Annotated in this window: 6 protein-coding genes; 2 read left to right on the top strand and 4 right to left on the bottom strand. The window is 39.9% G+C overall.

The features are described from left to right. Positions 1–345: 345 nt before the first annotated feature. Positions 346–1,311, top strand: a complete 966-nt coding sequence (locus tag V7137_RS21800) for a LacI family DNA-binding transcriptional regulator (RefSeq protein ID WP_335700012.1) — start codon at positions 346–348, stop codon at positions 1,309–1,311. A gap of 192 nt (positions 1,312–1,503) precedes the next feature. Further along, entirely contained in the window at positions 1,504–2,316 is an 813-nt protein-coding gene (locus V7137_RS21795) for a Cof-type HAD-IIB family hydrolase (RefSeq protein ID WP_335700011.1), read from the top strand. Between the two features lie 46 nt (positions 2,317–2,362). On the opposite strand, the gene V7137_RS21790 is transcribed toward V7137_RS21795, so the two are convergent. From V7137_RS21790 to V7137_RS21775, 4 genes are all read right to left on the bottom strand, one after another. Beyond that, the gene (locus V7137_RS21790) at positions 2,363–3,769 is read right to left on the bottom strand and encodes a sensor histidine kinase (protein WP_335700010.1); all 1,407 of its coding nucleotides are present in this window, start codon (positions 3,767–3,769) and stop codon (positions 2,363–2,365) included. Then, positions 3,759–4,433, bottom strand: a complete 675-nt coding sequence (locus tag V7137_RS21785; RefSeq protein ID WP_335700009.1) for a response regulator transcription factor — start codon at positions 4,431–4,433, stop codon at positions 3,759–3,761. Before V7137_RS21785 ends, V7137_RS21790 begins: the two co-directional genes overlap by 11 nt. Before the next feature lie 145 nt (positions 4,434–4,578). Next, positions 4,579–5,265: a PspA/IM30 family protein gene (locus tag V7137_RS21780; protein ID WP_335700008.1), complete on the bottom strand. Its 687-nt coding sequence runs from the start codon at positions 5,263–5,265 to the stop codon at positions 4,579–4,581. Position 5,266: 1 nt separating this feature from the next. Further along, entirely contained in the window at positions 5,267–5,677 is a 411-nt protein-coding gene (locus tag V7137_RS21775) for a hypothetical protein (RefSeq protein ID WP_335700007.1), read from the bottom strand. Positions 5,678–5,743: the final 66 nt, after the last annotated feature.

Genomic DNA, 5,743 nt, shown 5'->3' with positions numbered 1-5,743 from the left:
ATTTTTAAATAATATTTTTCGAATTAACGAGATTACTATCATAACAACCACAATCATTTTTGTCAACTGTTGAAGGATTGTTTTTTTAGAAATTACATACTCTCAATTCCAATGCCCTCATCAGATTTACTATATTACTATCATATATAATTAAAGTCAACTAGTATTCTAAAATAAATTGGTATCTTTTTTAAGATAAACATTCCTTTATTCATATGGATACAATGAAGGACTGTTACTATAATACAACTCGGTTATACTATACAATTATATAAATAGTACTGAAAATCGCGGGATTGAAATGCAGGCTGCAGAGTGTCAGGCACCGCTAAGGAAGGTAATGGTATGACAAATATAAAAGATTTGGCCAAGATGGCAGGCGTCTCGGTAACTACTGTTTCTCGAGTCTTAAATAATCATCCCTATGTAAAAGCTGAAAAAAGGAATGCGGTTTTAGAAGCGATTAGGCATAGTAATTATCAACCAAATATTAATGCAGTCCATTTAAGTACGGGAAAAACGTTTCTAGTTGGTGTTGTGGTCCCTTTTATCGATCACCCTTACTTTGCCTTGTTAATGAAAGGGATCGCTAATGAAGCGCTAAAAAACCATTATAATTTGGTTCTGTTTCAGACCAACTATGTGGAAAGCCGGGAATTAGAAGCATTGCAGATGCTAAAACAAAAACAAATTGATGGATTAATTATTTGTTCAAGAACATGCACGTGGTCCACAATCGAAGCCTATTTGCCTTTTGGCCCCATTGTTTTATGTGAAGATACCAGAGGAAAAAATGTATCCTCCATTTTTGTGGATCATTATACTAGTTTTCTTTTTGCACTAGACTACTTATATCATAAAGGCCATCATAAAATTGGTTATTGCATTGGACGAAAATCCGGTACAAATAGTAGAAACAGAGCTTTAGCGTATAAAAAATTTTTAGAAAAATATCAATTGCCATATGAACCTGCCTATATTTTTGAAGATTGTCTTCATTTTGAGGATGGCGAAAAGATTGTTGAACAGATTAAACAAATGGCCCATCCCCCAACAGCGTTACTGGTAACAAGTGATGAGGTTGCAGCTGGGATTGTTACCTGTGCACAAAATCTAGGTGTGTCCATTCCAGACGATCTTGCAATTATTAGTTTTAATAATCAGCCCGTCGCTAAAATGATGAATATCACCACGATTGAAATCCCACTTGAGGATATTGGCAGGAAACTATTTTTACAAGGGATCCTTAAAAATGATGTAATTGCACAAAATGAAATCCCTGTAAAATTAATTGAGCGCAGAACTGTGTAAGTCTCAATCGTTTCCTACTTCCTTTTCTTACCTTGCGTAACTGCTAAAACAGAATTTTTTATAAAATCCACTTGACCTGAAATGCGTTTCATAAAATATTCTGTTATTGCAGTAGTTCACAACACATAGTCAGCGTTATCAGGACCCCCTAAGCGTAACGACTGTGTTGTGATTTTATGGAGGGAAAGAAAAATGAAAAAGCCTATCGTGTTTTTTGATATTGATGGTACGTTGCTTAATGAGGATAAAGTTATTCCAGACTCCACAAAGAAGGCCGTTCGTTTACTTCAGGAAAAAGGCGTTCACACCGTTATTGCCACCGGTCGTGTCCCGAAAATGTTTTATTGGATTCAAAAAGAATTAAATATCGATTCTTTTGTTTCGATGAATGGACAATATGTCGTGTTTGACGGGCAGGAAATTTATGCAAATCCAATCAACCCTGAGCGTCTTCAGTCGATTTCCACTTTGACAGCAAGTAAAGGGCATGCTCTCGCCTATTGCAGCCGCAATGATTTTAAAGTTAGCGAAGGAAACCATCCATTAATTGAAACGAGTTTTGACTCATTGATGATGCCCTATCCGATGATTGATGAAGAGTTTTATCAAAATCGACCGATATATCAAGGACATCTTTACTGTAATCAAGGGGATAAACAACTATACGTCAATCGCTACCCTGACTTCGACTTCGTTAAGTGGCATGATTACGCTTATGATTTCCTTCCAAAAGGTGCCTCAAAAGCAGTTGGTATACGCAAACTGCTTGAGTACTTGGATATCGATAATGTGCATTGTTATGCGTTTGGCGATGGTTTGAATGACTTGGAGATGTTAACGATGATTGGGACAGGGATTGCTATGGGTAACGGGGTTCCCGAAGCGAAGGCTGCTGCTGATTTGATCACAACATCAGCTTCTAATCATGGGATTCTCAAGGGCCTTATTCAAGTTGGACTGTTAGAAAAAGATGCAGCCATGGAGTATGAAAGCAAGGCGAATTAATTCATTAAATTAAGGCGGACGGTGCTAGGCACTGTCCGCCTTAATGCTATCCTTTAGAAACTATTGGGATGTAAATGATAAATGTACTGCCTTTTCCAAGTTCACTTGTAACTTTAATCGTCCCTTTATGTGTGTCAACAATCCACTTGGCGATGGAAAGCCCCAATCCATGTCCACCCATTTGCCGGGAGCGAGATTGATCAGACCTGTAAAACCGTTCGAAAATGCGCTGATAATCTTCGGCTTTAATGCCGATTCCTGTGTCCTGAACGGAGATACATAGCTGTTGACCTGCTATTGCCAGTGAAAGCTTCACTTCCCCCCCTTGTGGTGTGTATTTAATCGCATTGTCTAATAGAATATATAATAGCTGTGATAATCTTTGCGAATCGCCGACCGTAATCAGCGAAGCCGGTGCATTCAAATGGAGCAAAATTTGTTTTGCCGCCGCCAGCGGACGAACGGAATCTATCGCTCTTTCTGCTTGGGGGCGGAAGTCAAAGGTCTCTACACTAAGTTGCATTGTATTTGCGTCGGACCGAGCCAGTGTCAAAAGGTCGCTCACCAGATGTGTCATTCGCTTCACTTCTTGTCTCATATTCGCCAGGATTTTCTCCACCATGTCTTTCTTTTGAGGTTCAATCGTCATATCCACCGCATCAATCGAAGACAGCAAAACACTTAAAGGTGTCCGTAGTTCATGCGAGGCGTCTGCTACGAATTCACGCTGCCTTGTAAATGCTCTGCTAATTGGCACCATCGCTCTTTTTGACATGACCACACTCATGTATATGGCTAGACCTAAAAAGACAATGCCGATGGCAATCAATATCATTAATAGCGAGTGGAAAAGCTGATAGGTAAAGGTCATATCTTTTCCAACATACAAACGTCCAATGAATTGACCCTTATCATAAATGGACCGACTTGCAATCATTAGCCGAATATCTTGAGGGGCCTCACGCGGACGAAACTCGCCCTTCATTCCCCTGCCGTTCGCTTTCATTTCAACATGCAGAGTTTCCTTTCGAATCTCCCGTTCATTTTGAACACTTCCATTTATTAGCCGAAGCAGTTCAGGACGGACCCGCTGATCGGATTCATTACCCATTATTATTTCTCCACTGGAATTCACAACATAATAAAAAAACTGATTAACTCCAGCAAACACCACCTCTTGATCATCCATCCCTTGCAGGTCATTCTTTTCATTTTTTATCAAATAATTCTCAATGAAACTCGCTTCTTGATTCACTAATGATTGAAGTTCACGTTCCTGGTTGTTCAAGATGACAACATAGAGGATGACATAAACAGTCGCGATGAAAAAGATAAGAAAAAGCATGATCAACCCACTATACATGCGCGTTAATCGACCTTGGGTACTTTTAAAAATATCATTTTCACCACGGTTCGTGAATGCCCGGATGATTGATCCCAATTTAGTTTCCAAACTTGTACCCTACCCCTCTAACGCTTTGCAGCAAATCTTGTTTTCCGAAAGATTGGAGCTTCTTGCGGATTAATTTGACGGTCGCATCAATGGTTTTAGGAGCAACCTCTGAATCAAAGCCCCAGATTCGCTCTAGAATCACTTCACGCGGCAGGACCTGCCCTTTATTCTTCACCATTAAATCTAATAACTGAAATTCACGAGGGCTTAATTGAATTTCCTCTCGATCTAAACGAACAACATGGCTCATCCGATTCAAAACCATATCGTGGATTTGGATCTCCTCCTCCAAAATCGGTGCATAGTTTCGACGGGAAAGTGCACGGAGCCGAGCCAATAGCTCATCAATTTCGAACGGTTTAACAAGGTAATCATCTGCACCGGAATCTAAACCCTCAATCCGGTCCCCAACCGTATCCTTGGCGGTTAACATCAGGATCGCACCGGAATAACCTTGATTCCGCAATCGCCTGCAAATTTCCACACCTGTCCCATTTGGCATCATCCAATCCATGATTACAACATCATAGTGAGCGGAGGTGGCGTAATAGTAAGCATCCTCTCCTTCAGTAATCCACTCGACTTGGTAGCCACCCTTCTTTTTCAACATATAAACGATTAATTCTCCGAGACGGATATCATCTTCTGCTAATAAAATATTCATGCAATTAACCCCTTTGAGATTGAGTTTATGATAAATCTCATCACCATTAGTAACTCAAATCTAGCAACGCAATCTTAAAATTAGCTTAAGAACATGTTTTGATAGAAAAAAAGAAGCACCAGAAATGATCGGCGCTCCTCTTCTACTATTTTGTGATTTCTTCTAATTGCAGAACTTTTTCATTTTTTAACTTTTCAAGTTCCTGATTTAATTCTTCATCATTTATAAAATTGCTGTATGCCGCGTCATATTGGGCTAATGGTGTTGAAAACTGTTGACCCGCTTGCACCTCTGCTTCCATCATTAAAATCCGCTCTTCCGCGCGAGCGACTCCTCTTGCAATGTTGTCGGTTTGGAAAGATACCGTTGCATTTTGAATCTGCTTCGTTGACTGAGCAACATTAGCACGGGAAGCTAAGAGGATTTTCTTATGCTGCATTTGATTATAGGTTTCTTTCAGGTGATCAAGTTTTTCGATCAGAAGTTTAGTTTGGGCTTTCACTGCTTCATACTGTTGCTTGTAAAGGTTGAGTTGCTTTTCATGAACTAGTTTCTCTTGGACCGCCAACTTCGCAATTGAATCCTCACCATGTTCGATGGCTAGTTTCGCTTGACGTGTTCTCTTTTCTACTAAACCCTCCATCTCCAAAATGAGTGCAGCTTGCTTATTCTCTACAAAAATCTGGCGAGCCAAAGCTTTCTGACCTTTTAGAATTTCTTGCTCCATTTCGCGAGAATATTCATTTAACATAGCAATCGGATCTTCGATTCCATCTAGTAATCCATTGATTTCTGCCATTGTTATCGTCTTTACTCTTTTAAAAATACCCATTTTAAACATTCTCCTTTTTATTGGTTAAATTTTGTTCCCATTGATCTAAAATATTTCCACTTTGATTCAGTACCGGTGTATGTGAACTCACTAGAGATGTGTCAATAAATTGGTCCATTGATGCTGCCTTAGCTTTCTTTCGAAGCCATTTCACTAAGATAACCACAAGAGCTAGTCCAATAATAAGGAAGAGCCAAGGGAATCCTCCTTCGTGGTGCGGGCCGCCGTTCAAAAAATGGCGGCCTTCGAAATCACCACGTGCACCCGATCCTCCAGGTCCATGTTCATGTCCGTGGCGGACTTCGGCATATTCGCTATGACCTCCTAAAAGATAGTGGAGTACATTCACCACCAAAACCATCGCAGCAATGATTACACCCCAGAAAATACCTTTTTTCACTTTCGTATTCATTTCTCTTTCCTCCTTTCTACTTGATACCTGAAGTCTAATAGAGAATAGTGAAAACTTGGTGAAAAG

This window comes from Neobacillus drentensis (genome assembly GCF_036962765.1).
Taxonomy (GTDB): Bacteria; Bacillota; Bacilli; order Bacillales; family Cytobacillaceae; genus Neobacillus; species Neobacillus drentensis_C.
This window is presented reverse-complemented; position numbering and strand designations above follow the sequence as displayed.